We start from the raw sequence: 241 nt of genomic DNA, 5'->3' as shown, positions 1-241 counted from the left end.
TCGACAAACCGCTGCCCAACAGCGAGCCGAAACTGCGGGCCGTCTTCGAGAAACTGACCGCGAAATTCGGCACCGTCCTGGTGATCGTGGACCAACCCGCCTCCATCGGCGCCCTGCCCCTGACCGTCGCCCGCGACGCCGACTGCCAAGTCGCCTACCTTCCAGGCCTCGCCATGCGACGAATCGCCGACCTCTACCCCGGCGAGGCGAAGACCGACGCCAAGGACGCCGCCGTGATCGC

At 67.6% G+C, this 241-nt stretch carries 1 protein-coding gene; it reads left to right on the top strand.

Annotation, left to right across the window (positions count from 1 at the left end; all coding sequences use genetic code 11):
* Positions 1-241 (top strand): IS110 family transposase (locus PUR56_RS01360; RefSeq protein ID WP_329947501.1); only part of this gene is annotated, 241 nt, incomplete at both ends.

The organism is Streptomyces sp. BE303, from assembly GCF_036290945.1.
Taxonomy (GTDB): domain Bacteria; phylum Actinomycetota; class Actinomycetes; order Streptomycetales; family Streptomycetaceae; genus Kitasatospora.
This window is presented reverse-complemented; position numbering and strand designations above follow the sequence as displayed.